This is a genomic window from Curvibacter sp. GW821-FHT01G03, assembly GCF_059422285.1.
Genome location: NZ_JBWKWP010000002.1, coordinates 406,723 through 425,809 on the forward strand (window position 1 = coordinate 406,723; position 19,087 = coordinate 425,809).

Here is a 19,087-nt window from a genome sequence, read left to right on the forward strand (position 1 = left end):
ACGGTGGGTGGGCGCCCCGGTCGCCTGTGCCAGTCCATGGGAGCGGACCGACCTGGGGCCGGGCTTGGGCGTTGATCTTCCCGGGGTGCCATGACCTGTCGATGGCGAAACCATGACGATTCCATGAATCACGGCGCCGTGATGGCGGTGCTCTGCGTGGGCCGCAGAGGCCCAAAACAAAAAAAGCCAGTCGGCTGGTGGCCGCTGGCTTGGGGGATGCCTGCCCGTCTGGGCGGCATCTGGGGGGGGGTGTTGCTCAGTCCTGCTTGCGCGGCAGCGAGGGCAGGGGCGAGTTGCCGCCCAACGACAGGAGGCCGGCATTGGTGTAGATGCCCAGCTTGTCGCGGGTGTCGACGATGTCGAGGTTGCGCATGGTCAGCTGGCCGATGCGGTCGGCTGGTGAGAAGGGGGCGTCTTCAACCTTTTCCATCGACAGGCGCTCGGGCGCGTAGGTCAGGTTGGGGCTTTCGGTGTTCAGCAGCGAGTAGTCGTTGCCACGGCGCAGCTCCAGCGTGACGGTGCCGGTGACGGCGCGGGCCACCCAGCGCTGGGCGGATTCGCGCAGCATGATGGCTTGCGGGTCGAACCAGCGGCCCTGGTACAGCAGGCGACCCAGCTTCAGGCCGTTGAGGCGGTACTGCTCGATGGTGTCTTCGTTGTGGATGCCGGTGACCAGGCGTTCGTAGGCGATGTGCAGGAGGGCCAGGCCGGGGGCCTCGTAGATGCCTCGGCTCTTGGCTTCGATGATGCGGTTCTCGATCTGGTCACTCATGCCCAGGCCGTGACGGCCACCGATGCGGTTGGCTTCCAGGATCAGTTCGACGGGGTCATTGAACTGGATGCCATTGAGAGCCACGGGCTGGCCTTCTTCGAAGGTCACGCTGACTTCTTCGCGCTTCACCTCGACATCGTCGCGCCAGAAGGCCACACCCATGATGGGGTTGACGATGCGGATGCCGCTGTTGAGGTTTTCCAGGTCCTTGGCTTCGTGGGTGGCACCCAGCATGTTGGAGTCGGTCGAGTAGGCCTTTTCAGCCGACATCTTGTAGCCGAAGCCTTCGGCGGTCATGAAGGCGGACATCTCGGCGCGGCCACCGAGTTCGTCGATGAACTTCTGGTCCAGCCAGGGCTTGTAGATCTTCAGGGCCGGATTGGTCAGCAGGCCGTAGCGGTAGAAGCGCTCGATGTCGTTGCCCTTGAAGGTGCTGCCGTCGCCCCAGATGTTGACGTCGTCTTCCTTCATGGCGGCCACCAGCATGGTGCCGGTCACGGCGCGGCCCAGCGGGGTGGTGTTGAAGTAGGTCACACCCGCGGTGGAGATGTGGAAGGCGCCGGCCTGCAGGGCGGCAATGCCTTCGTGGGCCAGTTGGGTGCGGCAGTCGACCAGGCGAGCCTGCTCAGCGCCATAGAGCTTGGCCTTGCGCGGGATCTCTTCGTAGTCGGGCTCGTCGGGTTGGCCCAGGTTGGCCGTATAGGCATAGGGCAGGGCGCCCTTTTTCTTCATCCACAACAGCGCGGCACTGGTGTCCAGGCCGCCGGAGAAGGCGATACCGACTTTTTGCCCCAGGGGCAGGTCTTGCAGAATGGTGGCCATGTTCGGTCCTAGTGGGTGGATCAGCCGAAATGGCAGATGTAGTGGTAAGCCTCGGTCACGCGGATCTCGAACGAGGAGTTGCCGGGGACCTTGAACGATTCGCCCGCGCCTGCCTTGACCCATTCCGTGCTGCCAGCCAGCTTGTATTCGCACGAGCCGCCCACGCCTTCCATGATTTCCGGGGCGCCGGTGTTGAAGGTCAGCGTGGCGGGCAGGATCACGCCGACGCTTTTCTTGGTGCCGTCGGCCAGGGCGAAGCCGTGGCTCACGCACTTGCCGTCAAAGTAGACGTTGGCTTTCGTGGTCAAGGCCACGTTCTGGATGGTTTCAGTGGTCATGGAGGTGAATCCGTTGGAGGTGAGGCCACAAGCCGACCTGCAGGCGTTGCGCAAGAAGTCGAATTCGGGCAAACCTCGATTTTAGGCCACGCCGCGGGCCTGTGCCCGGGCGCGCAGACTCACTGCCGTACCCATCGCGCATCGCGCATCAGTGGGCCGGGTAGGGTTGGGGCGTGTTGTTGTAGACCGGCGCCGTCACGGGCTGCGGGCCCGAGGCCGGGTAGCCGGGGTGGCTGACACGGCCATTGATGACCGGGCTCACCTGCACGGGCAGGTACTGGCCAGGGTCGTTGGGCATCTGGACCGTGTACTGGTGACCAGCGTATTCGTAGGTCACGTTGTAAGCCACGGTCCGGTTTTCATAGACCGTCTGGGTGCTGCAGTTCTGGACGTTGCGCACCTGGGGCTGGCTGGGGGCCTCAATCGAATTGCCAAGCAAGGCCCCCCCGAGCACACCGATCACCGTGGCCACGGCCTTGCCGCTGCCGCCGCCCACGGCATTGCCCACGGCACCGCCGGCCACGGCGCCCATGGCCGCACCGGCCCCTGAGGTGGTGCCGGGGGTGGCGACTTGCTGGTTGGTGCAGACCTGCTGGGGCACCGCCACCTGCTGAATGATGGGGGTGGTGGAGACCACTCGGGCCATTTCCTGGGCCGACGCTGCGCCGGCCAACAGTGTGGTGCTCAAGAGGGCCAGGCCGAAGACAAAGGGCTTGTTCATGGAAAACCTCAGTTCAAGTGTTGTTTGCTGAACGCTTGGGGGCGCTTCAGGGTTGACCCGCAGTCTAGAGAGCGGGTTCCTGAGGTGTGTCGGCGCGGCTGTAAATGGATGTAACAGGACGTGAGGCCCGACTCAGCGGCCACGCTGCGTCCAGGCTTCGGCCTTGAAGCCCACCGTGAAGCGAGGTTGGGCCTGGGGGCCCCAGTCAACGACGGGGCGCTTGATCACGCTGGGTTGCTGCAGCATGAGGGCGCGGGCGCCGGCATCGTCCTGGACCGTGGCTTGCAAGGCCGGTTCCAGCTTGCGCCAGGTGGTGCCTTGGCGGTTCACCAGCTTGTCCCAGCCCAGGGCCGGTAGCCAGGCGTCCAGCGCGGCCTCGGGCACGCCTTGTTTCTTGAAGTCATGAAAGTCGAATGCCAGCCCTTGCTCGGTGAGCCATTGGCGGGCTTTCTTGACGGTGTCGCAGTTGGGGATGCCGTAGACGGTGATCTTGGGGTGATTCATGGGCCGAGATGATGCAGCAGGCCGTGCTGCGCGACAATCCTGGGTCTTATGAGAAATCCCCTGCCTACCACCCTGGACGCCTGGCTGACCCATTGCGAGCGGCTGCACCCGAAAAACATTGAGATGGGTCTGGACCGCGTGCGCGAGGTGGCGCGTCGCATGGACCTGCGTTTTGACGTGCCTGTGATCACGGTGGCGGGCACCAATGGCAAGGGCTCGACCTGTGCCATGCTGGAGGCCATCCTGCTGCAGGCCGGCTACCGTCCCGGTGTGTACACCTCGCCGCACCTGGTGCATTTTCAGGAACGCTGCCGGGTGCATGGCGAGATCGTCACGCCCGAAGCCCTGCTCCCGCACTTTGAGGCCGTTGAGCTGGCGCGCCTGCGGGGCGATGAGGTGTCGCTGAGCTATTTCGAGTTCACCACGCTGGCGATCCTGCGCTGCCTGTCGATGGCCGGGCTGGATGTGGCCATCCTGGAGGTGGGCCTGGGCGGGCGTCTGGATGCGGTCAACCTGATCGATGCGGACTGCGCCGTCATCACCAGCATCGACCTCGATCACATGGAGTACCTGGGCCACGACCGCGAGACGATTGGCCTGGAGAAGGCCGGCATCATGCGCACCGGTCGCCCGGTGGTGGTGAGTGACCCGCTGCCGCCGCAAAGCGTGCTGGATCGGGCGCTGGAGATCGGTGCTGATCTGTGGCGTTTCGGTACGGATTTCAATTTCTCAGGCGACAAGCTGCAATGGGGTTGGGCCGGCCGCGGGCGCCGTTACAGCGGTCTGGCCTACCCCGCCTTGCGCGGCGCCAACCAATTGGTCAATGCCTCTGGTGTGCTGGCGGCTTTGACGGCCTTGCGCGAACGCCTGCCCATCACAGCCCAGGCGGTGCGCAATGGGCTGGCCATGGTGGAGTTGCCCGGTCGCTTCCAGATCGTGCCGGGCCAGCCCACGCTGGTGCTGGACGTGGCGCACAACCCCCATTCGGTGGCGGCCTTGTCGGCCAATCTCGACGCCATGGGCTTCTATCCCTGTACCCATGCGGTGCTGGGAGCGATGGCCGACAAGGATCTGGGGCCCATGCTGGCGCGCATTGCTCCCTTGGTGGATCGCTGGTATTTCACCGACCTGCCGACCCCGCGCGCCGAGTCGGCCGCCGGGCTGCAAGCCAAGTGGCACGCACTGCAGATGGTGGCGGGCGGGCGACGTGAGGTCAGCACGGCCACCTTCCCGGATCCTCAGCAGGCCTTGGCGGCGGCCGTGGCCGCCGCAGACCCGGCTGATAGAATCGTGGTCTTTGGATCGTTCTTCACGGTGGGTGGTGTTCTCAAAGACGGCATTCCCCGCCTTCACGCCAAACATCTGGACGCCTGACGCCCACACTTCATGGCTTTTTTCAAGTTTCGCTGGCCCCTGGGGGGCGCTTCCAAAGGCCGTGACGAGCGGCCGCCGGCTTCATCGCAAGGTGACAGTGTGGAAGTGCTGCGCCGCCGCGCCCGCCATCGATTGATCGGTGCCGCCGTATTGGTCTTGGCTGGCGTGTTGGGCTTTCCGCTGCTGTTCGACACCCAGCCCCGACCGATTCCGGTGGACATCCCGATCGCCATCCCGGATAAGAACAAGTCGCCTGCGCTGGCTTTGCCGACGCCGCCGGTGACCGTCGGCAGCGCGTCTGATTCAGGCATCGGCCCTGACGAAGAGGTGGTGCCTTCCTCCAGCCCGCGCACAGAAACCCGAGCCGCCGCCAAACCGGCCGCTGAACCGCGCAAGGAAGCACCCAAGGTTGAGGCCAAGGCTGAAACCAGGCCCGAATCCAAGTCTGAGCACAAAGACAAGCCAGAGGCCCGCGCGGAGCGAAAGCCCGACCCCAAGCCGGAATCCAAACCCGAACCCAAGCCCGAAGCCCGGGCCGTGGCCAAGGCCGAAGCGAAGCCGGAACCCAAACCCGAAACCAGATCCGATGGCAAGGCCGCGGAGGATGCCGCCCGGGCGCGTGCCTTGCTCGAAGGCAAGAGTGCCGCTGAAGCGCCTCATGCACCTGCCGCCGCAGACAGTGCCCGCTTCATCGTCCAGGTGGGCGCCTTCAGTGATGCTGCCAAGGCTCGCGACGCCCGACTCAAGCTGGAAAAGGCAGGGCTGAAAACGTATACCCAGGTGATCGAGACCGGTGACGGCAAGCGCATTCGCGTGCGTGTGGGCCCATTTGCGGGCAAGGCAGAGGCCGACAAAGCGGCCTCGCGCATCAAGTCACTTGATCTTCCAGCATCCATCCTGACCTTGTGAGCAGTGATGCATAAGGCTGACGGATGGCTGTAGCGGACATGGTCCTGCTGGCGGTGCTGGGGGTGTCCCTGGTGATCGGCGCCTGGCGGGGGTTGGTGTATGAGACGGTCTCACTGGCTGGATGGGTGGTTGCATTCATCGCCGGGCAGTGGTTTGCCCTGGACGCTGCGGCGTACTTGCCGCTCGGATCAGCTGATGGATCGTTGCGTTATGCGGCTGGTTTTCTGGTGGTGTTTGTGGCGGCCATCTTTGCCTCGGCGTTGGTGGCTTTCATGGCGCAGAAGTTGGTGGCGGCCATCGGTATGCGGCCCGCAGACCGCGCGATGGGGGCCTTGTTTGGCCTGGTTCGCGGGGCGGTATTGTTGCTCGCGGTGGCGGTGGTGATTCAGGTCACGCCGCTGCACGAGGGCGGATGGTGGCAGGAGTCAAAAGGTGCACCGGTGCTTGCGGCGGTGCTGGATGGTTTGAAGCCGGCGTTGCCGGCACAGTTTGGAAGATATCTTCCTTGATCGGGGTTTTGTCATGTGTGGAATCGTCGGCGTTGTCAGCAACGCCCCTGTGAATCAGCTTATCTATGATGCCTTGCTGCTGTTGCAGCACCGCGGCCAGGATGCGGCCGGCATCGTGACCCAGCAGGAGCGCAAATTCTTCATGCACAAGGCCAAAGGCATGGTGCGTGACGTTTTCCGCACCCGCAACATGCGGGCTCTGCCGGGATCGGTGGGCCTGGGTCAGGTGCGTTACCCCACGGCCGGCAATGCCTACAGCGAGGAAGAGGCCCAGCCCTTCTACGTGAATGCACCTTTCGGCATCGTGCTGGTGCACAACGGCAACCTGACCAATGCCAAGACCCTGCGTTCGGAGCTGTTTTCCACCGATCACCGCCACACCAACACCGAAAGCGATTCGGAGGTGCTGCTCAACGTGTTCGCCCATGAGTTGGAACGCGCGACCCGCGGCTTGCCTCTGCAGGCTGAAGAGGTGTTCACGGCCGTGCGTGCGGTGCACAAGCGGGTCAAGGGTTCGTATGCCGTGATCGCCCTGATCGCGGGTCATGGCCTGCTGGCTTTCCGCGATCCTCACGGTATCCGTCCCTTGGCCATGGGCCGCAGTGCGGATGGCACCGTGATGGTGGCCAGTGAGTCGGTGGCCTTGGAGGGCACAGGCCATGTGTTCGAGCGCAACGTCGAGCCGGGCGAGGCCGTGTTCATTGACCTGAAGGGTCAGATGTCGTCTCAGCAATGCGCCGACAACCCCAAGCTCAATCCCTGCATTTTTGAATTTGTCTACCTGGCTCGCCCTGACTCGGTGCTGGACAATATTTCGGTCTACCAGGCCCGCCTGAACCTGGGTGAGAGCCTGGCCAAGCGGGTGGTTTCCACGGTGCCCCCGAGTGAGATCGATGTGGTCATTCCGATCCCCGAGTCCAGCCGGCCCAGCGCCACCCAACTGGCACACCTCTTGGGTATCCCTTACCGCGAAGGGTTCGTCAAGAACCGCTATGTCGGCCGCACTTTCATCATGCCGGGCCAGGGTGTGCGCAAGAAGTCGGTGCGCCAGAAGCTCAATGTGATCGGCAGCGAGTTCAAGGGCCGCAACGTGCTGCTGGTCGATGATTCGATCGTGCGCGGAACCACCAGTCGCGAGATCGTGCAGATGGCACGCGATGCTGGCGCCAACAAGGTTTACATGGCCAGCGCAGCACCGCCGGTGCGTTACCCGAATGTGTACGGCATTGACATGCCCACCAGCTCTGAACTGGTGGCCCATGACCGCACGGTCGAAGAGGTGCGCCAGATCATCGGCTGCGACGCCCTGATCTACCAGGATGTGGATGGCATGAAGGCCGCCATCGGCTCTCTCAACAGCAGCATCAGCGGCTTCGATGCCTCGTGCTTTGATGGCGTTTACGTGACTGGTGACATCACCTCTGACGACATCGCCCGCCTCAACGAGAACCGTGTGGGACAGGAAGAAGGCGAGCCCGATACCTCGCGCTTGGCCTTGCCCAACGCCCAGGAGGCCTGAGCCCGCCAAGGCCTTTTTTGCCCTTCACCTCGCCCTGGCCACTTCGGTGGCCAGTGGCCTTTTAGAACTGAACACCATGACCACCGTTTCCCCCACTGTGCGCACGCGTTTCGCGCCTTCGCCAACCGGCTTCATCCACCTGGGCAACATCCGCTCGGCGCTTTATCCCTGGGCCTTTGCCCGCGCCAACCAGGGCGTGTTCGTCTTGCGCATCGAAGATACCGACCTGGAGCGCTCCTCCCAGGCCGCGGTCGATGTGATCATTGAAGGCATGAAGTGGCTGGGCCTGGACCATGACGAGGGGCCGTTCTACCAAATGCAGCGCATGGCGCGCTACAAGGAAGTGCTGGCTCAGTTGCAGGCTGCTGGCCACGTCTACCCGTGCTACATGAGTGTGACGGAGCTGGATGCGCTGCGTGAACGTCAGATGGCGGCCAAGGAAAAGCCGCGCTATGACGGCACCTGGCGTCCGGCACCTGGCAAAACCCTGCCCCCGGTCCCCGAGGGGGTGCAACCGGTGCTGCGCTTCAAGAACCCCCAGGAAGGTTCTGTGGTGTGGGAGGACAAGGTCAAAGGGCGCATCGAGATCAGCAACGATGAATTGGATGACCTGGTGATTGCCCGTCCCGATGGCACGCCGACCTACAACTTCTGCGTGGTGGTCGACGACATCGACATGGCGATCACCCACGTGATCCGTGGTGATGACCACGTGAACAACACGCCGCGTCAGATCAACATCTTCCGTGCGCTGGGCCAAGAGCCCCCGGTGTATGCCCACCTGCCCACCGTGCTCAATGAGCAGGGTGAAAAGATGAGCAAGCGCAACGGCGCCAAGCCAGTGACCCAATACCGTGACGAGGGCTACCTGCCCGATGCCATGGTCAATTACCTGGCGCGACTGGGTTGGTCGCATGGTGACGATGAAATTTTCAGTCGTGAGCAGTTCCTGGGCTGGTTCAGTCTGGATCACCTGGGGCGCAGCGCCGCCCAGTTTGACGAGGCCAAGCTGCGCTGGGTGAATGCACAGCATCTCAAGGCACTCGATGATGCGACCCTCGCTGGCTTGGTGTTGCCCTTCGCTGCCAAACTGGGCTTGTCGGGCCTGGATGATGGTCGCTTGCCGGCCATCTGCGGCCTGTTCAAGGATCGTTGCGACACGTTGGTGGCCCTGGCCGACTGGGTGAAGGTGTTCTACGCTGAAGAAGTCAGCCCCCAGGCCGACGAACTGGCCAAGCACGTCACGGATGCGGTGCGCCCAGCGCTCCAGGCGCTGGATGCCCGTCTGCAGGTCTGTGCCTGGGACAAGCCTTCAATTTCCGCGGCCATCAAGGAAACACTGACCGAATTTGGCCTTAAGATGCCGCACTTGGCGATGCCAGTGCGTGTTCTCACGGCTGGTACGGCGCATACGCCGTCGGTCGATGCACTGCTTGAATTGCTCGGTCGAGAAAAAATTTCGCTGAGATTGCGAAACGCCTAAAAATGTGACTATAATTTGAGGCTCAGGAGTTAACGACATAAATAAAACGATGTTGAAGACAAATGAGCTAACTTGAAGTTAAATCAAGCTAGATGTGGGGGTATAGCTCAGCTGGGAGAGCGCTTGCATGGCATGCAAGAGGTCATCGGTTCGATCCCGTTTACCTCCACCACAGTTTGATTTGATGGTTAAGTAGTCCAAGGTTTTGACCCTATCGTCTAGAGGCCTAGGACATCACCCTTTCACGGTGAGTACCGGGGTTCGAATCCCCGTAGGGTCGCCAAGTTTGCAGCACTTGGCTCTGTTCGCAGAGCGCAAAAGCTGTCTGCCAGGAGTGGTAGTTCAGTTGGTTAGAATACCGGCCTGTCACGCCGGGGGTCGCGGGTTCGAGTCCCGTCCACTCCGCCAGTCAAAGTCTTCGGGCGCTTGCGTCAGAAGCGTTTTTTGGTTGAAAGCCAGAAAATTGGGGGTATAGCTCAGCTGGGAGAGCGCTTGCATGGCATGCAAGAGGTCATCGGTTCGATCCCGTTTACCTCCACCAATTTCGGTTAGTCCAAGGTTTGACCCTATCGTCTAGAGGCCTAGGACATCACCCTTTCACGGTGAGTACCGGGGTTCGAATCCCCGTAGGGTCGCCAAGTTTGCAGCACTTGGCTCTGTTCGCAGGGCGCAAAAGCTGTCTGCCAGGAGTGGTAGTTCAGTTGGTTAGAATACCGGCCTGTCACGCCGGGGGTCGCGGGTTCGAGTCCCGTCCACTCCGCCAAACCTGAAAAGGGTCACAGATTCGTCTGTGACCCTTTTTTTATTTGTGCTGTTCTATCGATGTGACCTTTCAGTGCTTGATGCTGGCCTGCGCTGATGGCATGCCATCCAGCGCAGCGACTTTTGTTGAGTCGTTCAGACCGGATTGCTTGGTTACCCGGTCTGGCAGGCAAGCCACTCAGCGTGGGGCCAGGCGGATCGCACCATCGAGTCGGATCACTTCACCATTGAGCATGTCGTTCTCAATGATGTGCTGGGCCAGGCGGGCGTAGTCATTGGGTGTGCCCAAGCGAGAAGGGAAGGGCACGCTGGCGGCCAGGGCATCTTGCACTTCTTGTGGCATGCCGAACAGCATGGGGGTGCCGAAAATGCCTGGGGCGATGGTCATGTTGCGGATGCCATTGCGTGCCAGGTCGCGCGCGATCGGAAGGGTCATGCCGACCACGCCACCCTTGGAGGCGCTGTACGCAGCTTGGCCGATCTGCCCGTCGTATGCCGCCACAGAAGCCGTCGAGATGAGCACCCCACGTTCTCCGGTGGATTCGGGTTCGTTCTTGCACATGGCATCGGCCGCCAGGCGGATCATGTTGAACGTGCCGACCAGGTTGACCATGATGGTCTTGGAGTAGACGGCCAAGGCGTGGGGGCCATTTTTGCCAACGGTCTTTTCTGCGGGGGCGATGCCTGCGCAGTTCACCAGTCCCACCAACTTGCCCAAAGAGGTGGCTTTGGCCACCACGGCTTGGCCATCGGCCTCCTGGCTGACGTCGCATTTGACAAAGGCACCACCGATTTCGCGTGCCACCGCCTCGCCTTTATCGGCTTGCATATCGGCAATGACCACGGTTGCGCCGTTGGCAGCCAGCATGCGTGCTGTGCCTTCGCCCAAACCCGAGGCGCCGCCCGTGACGATGAAAACCCGATCCTTGATCTGCATGTTGTCTCCTTGATGGGAAGTGATGAGTGACGTTTACGTAAACGTCAATTATGGCATTGCCAACCCTGCGGGCAAGTTCTTGACGGCACAATGCCGGGCTTGCCCTGATGACGCGTCCTGTGCGCTTGATGGGCTCGTTTGCATCTGTTCGTTTTGAATCTTTCCATGAAATCTGTCTTGAATGCCTTGATGCAGGCCGTGCCTGCGCGCGCCCGTTGCGGGGTGCTCGGCCTGTGTGCCGCGCTGTTGCTGGCCGCCTGTTCGACGGCGCCTGAAATCAAACCAGGCACTGCCCGCAGTGACGGCAGCACTATGCCTGTGCCGCCCGCTGTCCCAGAGCCGCCACCCCGTCCTCCCCTGAAGGTCGGTCTGGCTTTGGGAGGGGGGGCGGCCCGCGGTTTTGCCCACATTGGCGTGATTCAGGTGCTGGAAGAAGCGGGCATCAAGCCTGATCTGGTGGTGGGTACGTCGGCGGGCAGTGTTGTGGCCGCGCTTTATGCCAGCGGCAAGACCGGGCCCCAGATGCAGCAGGTGGCTGAAACCATGGAAGAAGCGGCTATCACCGACTGGACGCTGCCCTTGTTCAGCCGGGGCATGCTCAAGGGCGAAGCTCTCGCACGGTATGTGAACGGCTTGCTGGGCAATCGCTCGATCGAGGACATGAAACTGCCGCTGGGCGTTGTGGCGACCGATCTGCAGACCGGGCAGGGCGTGTTGTTCCGCCGAGGGAACACAGGCACGGCGGTGCGTGCATCAAGTGCTGTGCCGTCGGTCTTCCAGCCGGTGAGCATTGGGGGTCATGATTATGTGGATGGCGGGCTGGTGTCGCCTGTGCCCGTGCGCTACGCCCGGCAGATGGGGGCCACCTACGTGGTGGCTGTGGACATCTCCAGCCCGCCTGAGGGCAATCAGGCCAATGACTCGCTGCAGATCCTACTGCAAACCTTTGCCATCATGTCCAAGAGCATCAACAACTGGGAGCTCAAGGAGGCCGACTTGGTGGTTCGGCCGGCATTGTCGGGCGTGAAGAGCGCCGATTTTGGCGCTCGTCGCCGCTCCATTGAGGCAGGCCGTCTGGCCATGCAGCAGGCTTTGCCAGGCTTGAAGGCGGCGTTGGCAATGGCCCGTCAGCCCTGAATGGTGTTGCTGCGGGAGGGATCAATGCACAAAAAAAGCCCAGTCACTGACTGGGCTTTGAATGGATCCCTGAGCCGAAGGCATCGAAAAGACCCGAGGAGACAACTGCGAATCCAGGCTCCGTATTCTGTGGGCCCGCTGGCTTGCGCCAGCGGAGAACCATCAACGCTTCTTGGCAGCGGTGGTGCCGGTCTTGGCGGCGTTCACAGCGGTGGCAGCCACGGCGTTGAAGTTGGCTTCAGCCACGTCGGAAGCTTGCTTGACGGCCTTTTGCACCGATTCAAAAGCGTTGTTGGCAGCAGCCACAGCGCTCTTGATCACGGCCACGGCGGTTTCAGAGCCGGCGGGGGCGTTCTTGGAGGCGTTGTCCACCAGACCCACGAACGACTTTTGAACTTCGCTGGTCTTGGATTCGACGGCCTTGCCGAACTCGGCGCCAGTGCCCGAAGCGATGTCGTACAGATGACGGCTGTAAGCAGCGGTCTTTTCAGCCAGGGGCTGGAACAGGCTGGCTTGCAGAGCCAGCAGTTCTTGGGCGTCCTTGACGTTCAGCACGGCTTGGGTGTGGCTGGCGGCTTCTTGCAGAGCAGCGCGCGAGGCGGTCACGTTCAGTTCAACCAGCTTTTCGATGCCTTCGAAAGCCTTGGTGGTCAGGCCGAACAGGGTTTCAACGTTGGCCTTGTGAGCAGCCAGGATTTGTTCAGTGGTCAGAGACATAGGGACTCCTATTAAAAAATGTGAATTGGAATTTCCTCTGCCCTGAACCGACTTAGTCATGTTGCAGTGCAGCATGGGTTGAAGTATGCGGGTGCTAATTCGCCTTGGCAAGTGTTTTTTGCTGCGTTGCAACAATTTAGATCTCATTTTCTAATTACTCACATCGGACACCAACGTTTCATGCAAGCCTTCTACGCGGATCACTTTGTCCTGCCATTGCCCGAAGGGCACCGCTTCCCAATGCAGAAATATCGCCTGCTCAGGGACCGTCTGGTGGACGAGTTGCCCGAGGTGGTGCTGTGCGAGGCACCTCGGGCGACCGATGGCGAACTGGCCCTGGCCCACGATCCGGCCTATGTCGACGCCGTGCAGACGGGCAGCCTCTCGGCGGCGGCTCAGCGCGAGATCGGTTTTCCCTGGAGCGAGGCCATGGCCGAACGTTCGCGTCGCTCGGTCGGTGCCACGGTGGCCGCCAGCCGCATGGCTTTTTCGGAGGGCATTGCCGCCAACCTGGCCGGGGGGACGCATCACGCCGGGGTGGCGCAGGGCGGCGGGTTCTGTGTGTTCAACGATCTGGCGGTGGCCGCCCGTCTGATGCAGGCCGAATGGTTCCGGCGCTCCAGGCGCGCACTGCAGGTGCTGGTGATTGATCTGGATGTGCACCAGGGCAATGGCACGGCGGCCATTTTTCGGGACGATCCGACGGTCTTCACCCTCTCGCTGCACGGCGAAAAGAACTTTCCGTTTCGCAAGGTTCCCGGAGATCTCGATGTGGACCTGCCAGACGGCTGTCGCGACGATGAGTACCTGCAGGCCCTGGAGCACGCCTTGCAGGAGGTGGAACACCGCTTTGATCCGGGTTTTGTGCTGTACCTGGCCGGTGCCGACCCACATGAGGGCGATCGTCTGGGGCGCCTCAAGTTGAGCCATGATGGTCTGGAGGCCCGTGACCGCAGGGTGTTCAGCTGGGCTTTCGAGCGTGGCCTGCCCCTGGCCTTTGCCATGGGCGGTGGTTACGGCCACGATCTGCAGACCACAGTCCGTGCCCAGTTCAACACTTACCATGTGGCTGCGCAATTTCATGCGCGCTGGCAAAATCGTCGGCGATGAACACCGATGCCAACCCCACCGCTGCGGCCCGGCCCAGCCCTGAGCCCCGCAGTGCCTACGCCGCCTTTCGCACCATCACCACCCGCTGGATGGACAACGACGTTTACGGCCACGTCAACAACGTCGTCTACTACAGTTGGTTTGACACCGCGGTCAACGCCTACTTGATCGAGCAGGGGGTGCTCGACATCCATGCCGGCAGCACCATCGGTCTGGTGATCGAGACCCAGTGCAACTACTTTGCGCCCCTGGCTTTCCCGCAGAACATCGAGGCTGGCATCCGTGTCGCCCGGCTGGGCAGCTCCAGTGTGCGCTATGAGGTGGGCTTGTTTGCCGAGGGCGAAGCCTTGTGTGCGGCCAAGGGGCATTTTGTGCACGTCTACGTCGACCGGGAGACCCGCCGTCCGGTGCCTGTGCCCGAGCCCTTGCGTGCGGTCCTGACTGGCTTGAAGCGTTGAGGGACGGCAGAGTCGCCGCAGGCATTCGCCGCTCGGCAAGCCTGCCTTTGCCCATCGCGCAGGCCCACTCGGCGCAGGCTCTCCTGCAGGTGCCACAATGAGGGTTGGCAAGGGCCTCGAGCCCCTCAAGACAACAGAGACAGATTCCCCGCTGTGCACCGTGGCCTTCCACCCGGCGCACCCCGAACCGCTGCGGCAGGCCAGCCGCGACACACCATGATCATCACCAGCCTTCTCGACACCGACCTGTACAAGTTCACCATGATGCAGGTGGTGCTGCACCAGTTTCCGGGGGCTCAGGTCGAGTACCGGTTCAAGTGCCGCAATCCTGGCGTCAACCTTGCGCGCTACGCCAACGAGATCCGCGACGAGATCCGCTCGCTGTGCAGCCTGCAGTTCCAGGATGCCGAACTGGCCTACCTGCGCTCGATGCGTTTCATCAAGAGCGACTTTGTCGATTTTCTGGGCCTGTTCCGGCTCAATGAAAAGTACATCACCATCACGCCGCTGCCCAGCGACGAGATCGACATCACGATCCGCGGGCCCTGGCTGCACACCATCCTGTTCGAGATCCCGGTGCTGGCCATCGTCAACGAGGTCTACTTTCGCAACACCCAGCCCGTACCCGACTTTCCGGAGGGGCGCCGCCGCCTCGACGTGAAGATCGCCCAGTTGCAAGGTGAAGGCCTGTCCAACCTCAAGATTGCCGACTACGGGACCCGGCGCCGCTTTTCGCGGGCTTGGCACGAAGAAGTGCTGCGCGTGCTGAACAGCCGTCTGAGTCACCAGTTTGCCGGCACCAGCAATGTGCTGGCCGCCATGCGCCTGGGCATCACCCCGCTGGGCACCATGGCCCACGAGTACCTGCAGGCCTGCCAGGCCCTGGGGCCACGCCTGCGCGACAGCCAGGTGTTCGGGTTCGAATCTTGGGCCAAGGAGTACCGCGGTGACCTCGGCATTGCGCTCAGTGACGTCTACGGCATCAATGCTTTTCTGCGCGATTTCGACATGTATTTCTGCAAGCTGTTCGATGGCGCGCGCCACGACAGCGGAGACCCCTTCGCCTGGGGTGAACGCCTGATCGAACACTACCGCAACAACCGTGTCGACCCATGCACCAAGACCCTGATCTTCAGTGACGGCCTGACCATCCCGCGCACCATCGAGCTTTACCAGCAGTTTCGTGGCCGCTGCCTGTTGGCCTTTGGCATCGGCACCAACCTGACCAACGACCTGGGCAGCGAGCCCTTGCAGATCGTCATCAAGATGACCCGCTGCAACGGCCAGCCGGTGGCCAAACTGTCCGACAGCCCCAACAAGAACATGTGCGACGACGAGAAATACCTGGCCTACCTGCGCCAGGTGTTCGAGATCGCCCCGCCCTGAATCCACACGCCCACGGGGTGCTGGGCGGCCTTGATGCCTGGCCAGCACCATTTTTGCCCAACCGCCTGCCCGCAGCCCGCACGTTGATTGCCATGTCCAAACCCAAGATCCTGGTGGCCCGCGCCATCTTCCCTGAAACCCTGGAACGCCTCAGTGCCCATTTCGAGGTCGACGCCAACCAGGTCGATGTGCTTTTCACCCCGGAGGAGCTGAAGGCCCGCCTGGCCGACAAGCAGGGTGTGTTCACCACGGGCAGCGAGCGCATTGATGAGGGGCTGCTGGCCGCTTGTCCCGCCCTCAAGATCTGCGCCAACATGGCGGTGGGTTTCAACAATTTCGATGTCGACGCCATGACGGCCCGTGGCGTGCTGGGCACCAACGCCCCCGACGTGTTGACCGAGACCACCGCGGATTTCGGCTTTGCCCTGCTCATGGCCACGGCACGCCGCGTGACCGAGAGCGAGCACTTCCTGCGCCGTGGCGAGTGGACCCGCTGGAGCTACGACATGTTTGCCGGTACCGAAGTGCATGGCAGCACCCTGGGCATCATCGGCATGGGCCGCATCGGGCAGGGCATTGCCCGCCGTGGTGCTTTGGGTTTTGGCATGGACGTGATTTACCACAACCGTTCTCGCCTGTCGCCCGAGCTTGAAGCCGAGTGCAAGGCCCGCTATGTCGGCAAAGAAGAGTTGCTGCGCCGCGCCGACCACGTGGTGCTGGTGGTGCCCTACAGTGCCGCTTCGCACCACACCATCGGCGCGCCGGAACTGGCCTTGATGAAGCCCAGTGCCACGCTGATCAACATCGCCCGCGGCGGCATCGTTGACGATGCCGCGCTGGCTGTGGCCTTGCGTGAGCGCCGCATTGCGGCTGCCGGGCTTGACGTGTTTGAGGGCGAGCCCAAAGTGCACCCGGATCTGCTCACCGTGCCCAACGTGGTGCTGACGCCTCACATCGCCAGCGCCACGATCAAGACGCGTCGCGCCATGGCCGATCTGGCCGCCGACAACCTGATCGGCTACCTGGTGCACGGCAAGCCCCTGACCCCGCTGAACCCGGCCGTCTTGGGCGCCTGACCCCGGCAGCATGGTGGACCTGTTGACTTTCGGCGCCCTGTATGGGCTCCTGCTCGTCTTGCTGCTGGTGCTCCTGTTGCGCCGCCCCCCTCAGGCGGCCGAGGCGGTGTTGGAAGCCATCGCGGCCAGCGCCGAGCGCACCGAGCGTGAGCTGCGGCGTGAATTGGCGGACAGTGCCCGCGGCACCCGCCAGGAGCTGAGCCAGTCGTTGGCCACCTTCCAACAGACCCTGTTGCGCCAGGGTGCCGAGGCCACCCGCACCCAGAACGCCCAGCTCGACGCCTTTGCCCAGCAGCTCACCCTGCTGCAGAAATTGCTCACCGACACCCTCGCCCAGCAGGTGCAAGGCCTGAGCGAGGCCAACGCCCGTCGCCTGGGCGAGCTGCGCGCCACCCTGGAGGCTGCGCTGGCCCAGTTGCAGCAAAGCAATGCCGCCAAGCTCGACGAGATGCGTCAGACCGTCGACGAGAAGTTGCAAAGCACCCTCGAAGCCCGCCTGGGGCAGAGCTTCAAACAGGTGGCCGATCGGCTTGATCAGGTGCACAAGGGGCTGGGCGAGATGCAGACCCTGGCCCAGGGCGTGGGTGATCTCAAACACCTGCTCACCAACGTCAAGACCCGCGGCATGTTCGGCGAGGCGCAACTGGCTGCCCTGCTGGAGCAGGTGCTGGCCCCCGACCAATACGCCGAGCAGGTGGTTACCCGCCCCGGCAGCCGCAACCCGGTGGACTTCGCCATCCGCCTGCCCGGGCGGTCCGAGGATGGCGCGCCGCTGTGGCTGCCGATCGACGCCAAATTCCCCAACGAGGATTACGAGCGCCTGCTCGATGCCCAGCAGCGTGCCGATGCGCCCGCCGCTGAACTGGCTGCCCGTGCCCTGGAGCTGCGCATCCGCACCGAGGCGCGCTCCATCGCAGAAAAGTACATCGAGCCCCCCCACACCACCGACTTCGCCATCCTGTTCCTGCCCTCGGAAGGCCTGTATGCCGAAGTGTTGCGCCGCCCGGGCCTGATCGAGGTCTTGCAGCGTGAGCACCGCATCACGCTGGCCGGGCCCACCACACTGATGGCCATGCTCAATTCGCTGCAGATGGGGTTTCGCACACTGGCCCTCGAGAAGCGCTCCAGCGAAGTCTGGCAGGTGCTGGGGGCCGTCAAGACCGAATTCAACAAGTTTGGTGAGGTGCTCAGCAAGGTCAAGGAGCAGACCCAGACCGTGCTCAACACGTTGGACCGGGCCCAGACCCGCAGCAACGTCATGAACCGGGCCCTCAAGAAGGTCGAGGCCTTGCCCGACCCCGAGGCCGCGCGCTGGCTGCCTGAGTTGGCCCAGCCCGGTGCACTGTCGTCACCAGACGCACTGGATGGGGGAGGTGAGCCCTCTTGAAGCGTCGTCTCAACCAGGAACTGGCCCGGCTGATCACGGCCCAGGTCTGCATCCATGCCGCCATGGCGGGCATGCGCATGGCCACACCCTTGCTGGCCTTGCAACAGGGCTACAGCGCGGCCTCGGTCGGGGTGCTGCTGGCGCTGTTCGCTCTGACCCAGGTGTTTCTGGCCTTGCCCGCAGGCCGCTTTGCCGACCGCCATGGCCTGCACCGGCCCCTGGCCATCTGCGTGGGCGTGTCCTTTGCGGGATCGGCTGTGGCGGTCGCCTGGCCGCACTTTGCGTCTTTGTGCCTGGCGGCGCTGTGCACCGGGGGGGCCGCCGGGGCCGCCGTCATTGCCTTGCAGCGCCATGTGGGGCGCCTGGCCGAGGGGCCGACCGAGCTCAAGAAGGTCTTCAGCTGGCTGTCCTTGGGGCCGGCGGTGTCCAATTTTGTGGGCCCCTTCTTTGCCGGCCTGATGATCGATCACTTCGGCTATCGCGCCGCCTTTGGTCTGATGGCCTTCCTGCCCCTGATGTCCTGGTGGTGGTCGCGTTCGGTGCGGGCGCTGCCCGCCATGGAGCCACCGCCTGAGCACCGCCAGCGGCCGGCCTGGGAGCTGTTGCGCGACGTGGGCTTCAGGCGCCTGCTGCTGATCAACTGGTGCCTGTCCTCTTGTTGGGATGTGCACACCTTTGTCGTGCCCTTGCTGGGCCATGAGCGCGGGCTCAGTGCTTCGGTGATCGGCACCATCCTTGGGGCGTTTGCCGTGTCGGCCTCGGGCGTGCGGATGTTGCTGCCCCTGTTTGCCGAGCGGGTGCACGAATGGGCCGTGATCATGACGGCCATGTTGACCACGGCCTTGCTGTTCGGGGTTTATCCGCTGCTGCAAGGCCCCTGGGCCATGGGCCTGTGCTCGGTACTGGCTGGCTTTGCCCTGGGTTCGGTGCAGCCCATGATCATGAGCACCCTGCACCAGATCACACCCCACGATCGCCATGGCGAGGCGCTGGGCCTGCGGCTGATGACCATCAATGCATCCAGTGTGTTGATGCCCATGCTGTTTGGCTCAGCCGGCGCGCTGGTCGGGGTGGGGTCGGTGTTCTGGGCCTCGGGCCTGCTGGTGGGCGCCGGCTCCAAATTGGCGTGGGGCATGCGTGGCGGGCCACATCATCCCTGACGGACG

18 protein-coding genes and 6 tRNA genes are annotated in these 19,087 nt (G+C 63.0%); 18 read left to right on the forward strand and 6 right to left on the reverse strand.

Annotated elements, in window-relative coordinates; translation table 11 throughout:
- Window positions 1-256 precede the first annotated feature (256 nt).
- The 4 genes from argG to AC07VS_RS04015 form a co-directional block, all read right to left on the reverse strand.
- Window positions 257-1,594, reverse strand: a complete 1,338-nt coding sequence (argG, locus tag AC07VS_RS04000; protein ID WP_492346980.1) for an argininosuccinate synthase — start codon at window positions 1,592-1,594, stop codon at window positions 257-259.
- Between the two features lie 20 nt (window positions 1,595-1,614).
- A complete protein-coding gene (gene ppnP / locus AC07VS_RS04005; RefSeq protein WP_492346981.1) occupies window positions 1,615-1,932 on the reverse strand; it encodes a pyrimidine/purine nucleoside phosphorylase in 318 nt (105 codons plus the stop codon).
- 148 nt (window positions 1,933-2,080) lie between these two features.
- Window positions 2,081-2,653, reverse strand: a complete 573-nt coding sequence (locus AC07VS_RS04010) for a glycine zipper 2TM domain-containing protein (RefSeq protein ID WP_494750261.1) — start codon at window positions 2,651-2,653, stop codon at window positions 2,081-2,083.
- Window positions 2,654-2,785: 132 nt separating this feature from the next.
- On the reverse strand, window positions 2,786-3,157 hold the full coding sequence (locus AC07VS_RS04015; RefSeq protein WP_494750262.1) for an ArsC family reductase: 372 nt from the start codon (window positions 3,155-3,157) through the stop codon (window positions 2,786-2,788).
- A gap of 48 nt (window positions 3,158-3,205) precedes the next feature.
- On the opposite strand from AC07VS_RS04015, the gene folC reads away from it, so the two are divergent.
- The 11 genes from folC to AC07VS_RS04070 all read left to right on the forward strand — a co-directional run bounded on the left by folC (window position 3,206) and on the right by AC07VS_RS04070 (window position 9,714).
- Complete coding sequence (folC, locus tag AC07VS_RS04020) at window positions 3,206-4,531, forward strand: bifunctional tetrahydrofolate synthase/dihydrofolate synthase (RefSeq protein ID WP_492346984.1); 1,326 nt, start codon at window positions 3,206-3,208, stop codon at window positions 4,529-4,531.
- Between the two features lie 12 nt (window positions 4,532-4,543).
- A complete protein-coding gene (locus AC07VS_RS04025) occupies window positions 4,544-5,440 on the forward strand; it encodes an SPOR domain-containing protein (RefSeq protein WP_492346985.1) in 897 nt (298 codons plus the stop codon).
- Window positions 5,441-5,463: 23 nt separating this feature from the next.
- The gene (locus AC07VS_RS04030) at window positions 5,464-5,949 is read left to right on the forward strand and encodes a CvpA family protein (RefSeq protein ID WP_492346986.1); all 486 of its coding nucleotides are present in this window, start codon (window positions 5,464-5,466) and stop codon (window positions 5,947-5,949) included.
- A gap of 13 nt (window positions 5,950-5,962) precedes the next feature.
- Window positions 5,963-7,468 carry an amidophosphoribosyltransferase gene (purF, locus tag AC07VS_RS04035; protein ID WP_492346987.1) on the forward strand — a complete coding sequence of 502 codons (1,506 nt, stop codon included), beginning with the start codon at window positions 5,963-5,965 and terminating at the stop codon, window positions 7,466-7,468.
- Window positions 7,469-7,544: 76 nt separating this feature from the next.
- Complete coding sequence (gene gltX / locus AC07VS_RS04040; RefSeq protein WP_492346988.1) at window positions 7,545-8,951, forward strand: glutamate--tRNA ligase; 1,407 nt, start codon at window positions 7,545-7,547, stop codon at window positions 8,949-8,951.
- Window positions 8,952-9,047: 96 nt separating this feature from the next.
- Window positions 9,048-9,123: transfer RNA gene (locus AC07VS_RS04045), tRNA-Ala, on the forward strand.
- A gap of 35 nt (window positions 9,124-9,158) precedes the next feature.
- Window positions 9,159-9,234 (forward strand) — tRNA-Glu (locus AC07VS_RS04050).
- Between the two features lie 48 nt (window positions 9,235-9,282).
- Window positions 9,283-9,359 (forward strand) — tRNA-Asp (locus AC07VS_RS04055).
- 57 nt (window positions 9,360-9,416) lie between these two features.
- Window positions 9,417-9,492 (forward strand) — tRNA-Ala (locus AC07VS_RS04060).
- 21 nt (window positions 9,493-9,513) lie between these two features.
- Window positions 9,514-9,589 (forward strand) — tRNA-Glu (locus AC07VS_RS04065).
- 48 nt (window positions 9,590-9,637) lie between these two features.
- A tRNA-Asp gene (locus AC07VS_RS04070) sits at window positions 9,638-9,714 on the forward strand.
- Window positions 9,715-9,891: 177 nt separating this feature from the next.
- Here AC07VS_RS04070 and AC07VS_RS04075 read toward each other — a convergent pair.
- The gene (locus AC07VS_RS04075; protein ID WP_492346989.1) at window positions 9,892-10,650 is read right to left on the reverse strand and encodes a 3-hydroxyacyl-CoA dehydrogenase; all 759 of its coding nucleotides are present in this window, start codon (window positions 10,648-10,650) and stop codon (window positions 9,892-9,894) included.
- Between the two features lie 189 nt (window positions 10,651-10,839).
- Between AC07VS_RS04075 and AC07VS_RS04080 the strand changes: the two genes are divergently transcribed.
- Window positions 10,840-11,787, forward strand: a complete 948-nt coding sequence (locus AC07VS_RS04080; RefSeq protein ID WP_492347065.1) for a patatin-like phospholipase family protein — start codon at window positions 10,840-10,842, stop codon at window positions 11,785-11,787.
- A gap of 162 nt (window positions 11,788-11,949) precedes the next feature.
- Here the strand turns inward: AC07VS_RS04080 and AC07VS_RS04085 are convergent, their stop codons facing one another.
- Window positions 11,950-12,504, reverse strand: coding sequence for a phasin family protein (locus AC07VS_RS04085; protein ID WP_492346990.1), 555 nt, complete (start codon window positions 12,502-12,504; stop codon window positions 11,950-11,952).
- A gap of 180 nt (window positions 12,505-12,684) precedes the next feature.
- Here AC07VS_RS04085 and AC07VS_RS04090 point away from each other — a divergent pair, with 180 nt between their 5' ends.
- The 6 genes from AC07VS_RS04090 to AC07VS_RS04115 all read left to right on the forward strand — a co-directional run bounded on the left by AC07VS_RS04090 (window position 12,685) and on the right by AC07VS_RS04115 (window position 19,081).
- A complete protein-coding gene (locus tag AC07VS_RS04090; protein ID WP_492346991.1) occupies window positions 12,685-13,614 on the forward strand; it encodes a histone deacetylase family protein in 930 nt (309 codons plus the stop codon).
- Window positions 13,611-14,072, forward strand: coding sequence for an acyl-CoA thioesterase (locus AC07VS_RS04095; RefSeq protein ID WP_492346992.1), 462 nt, complete (start codon window positions 13,611-13,613; stop codon window positions 14,070-14,072). The genes AC07VS_RS04090 and AC07VS_RS04095 overlap by 4 nt, the downstream gene beginning before the upstream one ends.
- A 216-nt stretch (window positions 14,073-14,288) precedes the next feature.
- On the forward strand, window positions 14,289-15,458 hold the full coding sequence (pncB, locus tag AC07VS_RS04100; protein ID WP_494750263.1) for a nicotinate phosphoribosyltransferase: 1,170 nt from the start codon (window positions 14,289-14,291) through the stop codon (window positions 15,456-15,458).
- 92 nt (window positions 15,459-15,550) lie between these two features.
- Window positions 15,551-16,534 carry a 2-hydroxyacid dehydrogenase gene (locus AC07VS_RS04105; RefSeq protein WP_494750264.1) on the forward strand — a complete coding sequence of 328 codons (984 nt, stop codon included), beginning with the start codon at window positions 15,551-15,553 and terminating at the stop codon, window positions 16,532-16,534.
- 10 nt (window positions 16,535-16,544) lie between these two features.
- Window positions 16,545-17,921 (forward strand): DNA recombination protein RmuC, encoded by a 1,377-nt coding sequence (locus AC07VS_RS04110; protein WP_494750265.1) that lies wholly within the window; start codon window positions 16,545-16,547, stop codon window positions 17,919-17,921.
- Window positions 17,918-19,081 carry an MFS transporter gene (locus tag AC07VS_RS04115; protein ID WP_494750266.1) on the forward strand — a complete coding sequence of 388 codons (1,164 nt, stop codon included), beginning with the start codon at window positions 17,918-17,920 and terminating at the stop codon, window positions 19,079-19,081. The genes AC07VS_RS04110 and AC07VS_RS04115 overlap by 4 nt, the downstream gene beginning before the upstream one ends.
- Window positions 19,082-19,087: the final 6 nt, after the last annotated feature.

Bases quoted from the DNA above. Each gene is read 5' to 3' on its own strand.
- AC07VS_RS04015 (WP_494750262.1), bottom strand. From the start codon at position 3,157: ATGAATCACCCCAAGATCACCGTCTACGGCATCCCCAACTGCGACACC.
- gltX (WP_492346988.1), top strand. From the start codon at position 7,545: ATGACCACCGTTTCCCCCACTGTGCGCACGCGTTTCGCGCCTTCGCCA.
- AC07VS_RS04025 (WP_492346985.1), top strand. From the start codon at position 4,544: ATGGCTTTTTTCAAGTTTCGCTGGCCCCTGGGGGGCGCTTCCAAAGGC.
- pncB (WP_494750263.1), top strand. From the start codon at position 14,289: ATGATCATCACCAGCCTTCTCGACACCGACCTGTACAAGTTCACCATG.
- folC (WP_492346984.1), top strand. From the start codon at position 3,206: ATGAGAAATCCCCTGCCTACCACCCTGGACGCCTGGCTGACCCATTGC.
- AC07VS_RS04080 (WP_492347065.1), top strand. From the start codon at position 10,840: ATGCAGGCCGTGCCTGCGCGCGCCCGTTGCGGGGTGCTCGGCCTGTGT.
- AC07VS_RS04075 (WP_492346989.1), bottom strand. From the start codon at position 10,650: ATGCAGATCAAGGATCGGGTTTTCATCGTCACGGGCGGCGCCTCGGGT.
- purF (WP_492346987.1), top strand. From the start codon at position 5,963: ATGTGTGGAATCGTCGGCGTTGTCAGCAACGCCCCTGTGAATCAGCTT.
- argG (WP_492346980.1), bottom strand. From the start codon at position 1,594: ATGGCCACCATTCTGCAAGACCTGCCCCTGGGGCAAAAAGTCGGTATC.
- AC07VS_RS04110 (WP_494750265.1), top strand. From the start codon at position 16,545: ATGGTGGACCTGTTGACTTTCGGCGCCCTGTATGGGCTCCTGCTCGTC.
- AC07VS_RS04085 (WP_492346990.1), bottom strand. From the start codon at position 12,504: ATGTCTCTGACCACTGAACAAATCCTGGCTGCTCACAAGGCCAACGTT.
- AC07VS_RS04090 (WP_492346991.1), top strand. From the start codon at position 12,685: ATGCAAGCCTTCTACGCGGATCACTTTGTCCTGCCATTGCCCGAAGGG.
- AC07VS_RS04030 (WP_492346986.1), top strand. From the start codon at position 5,464: ATGGCTGTAGCGGACATGGTCCTGCTGGCGGTGCTGGGGGTGTCCCTG.
- AC07VS_RS04010 (WP_494750261.1), bottom strand. From the start codon at position 2,653: ATGAACAAGCCCTTTGTCTTCGGCCTGGCCCTCTTGAGCACCACACTG.
- AC07VS_RS04095 (WP_492346992.1), top strand. From the start codon at position 13,611: ATGAACACCGATGCCAACCCCACCGCTGCGGCCCGGCCCAGCCCTGAG.
- AC07VS_RS04105 (WP_494750264.1), top strand. From the start codon at position 15,551: ATGTCCAAACCCAAGATCCTGGTGGCCCGCGCCATCTTCCCTGAAACC.
- ppnP (WP_492346981.1), bottom strand. From the start codon at position 1,932: ATGACCACTGAAACCATCCAGAACGTGGCCTTGACCACGAAAGCCAAC.